The sequence below is a fragment of the Herbidospora sp. NBRC 101105 genome (genome assembly GCF_030269205.1).
In the GTDB taxonomy this organism is placed as follows: domain Bacteria; phylum Actinomycetota; class Actinomycetes; order Streptosporangiales; family Streptosporangiaceae; genus Herbidospora; species Herbidospora solisilvae.
Map to the genome: position 1 here is coordinate 1 of NZ_BSSX01000039.1, position 255 is coordinate 255.

Annotated in this window: 1 rRNA gene; it reads left to right on the forward strand. The window is 56.9% G+C overall.

Going from position 1 to position 255, the window contains the following annotated elements:
• Positions 1-255, forward strand: a 23S ribosomal RNA gene (locus QSK34_RS37705); the annotation flags it as partial.

Consider the following 255-nt stretch of genomic DNA (forward strand, 5'->3'; position numbering starts at 1 on the left):
GGGAGGCTGCGTTAAGCCTCGGGGAGTCGCCAACCAGACGTTGATCCGGGGATGTCCGAATGGGGAAACCTAGCACCAGTCATGTGGTGTTGCCTCCGCCTGAATGTATAGGGCGGTTGGTGGTAACACGGGGAAGTGAAACATCTCAGTACCCGTAGGAAGAGAAAACAAGAGTGATTCCGTGAGTAGTGGTGAGCGAAAGCGGATGAGGCCAAACCGTATGCGTGTGATAGCCGGCGGGCGTTGCGTATGCGG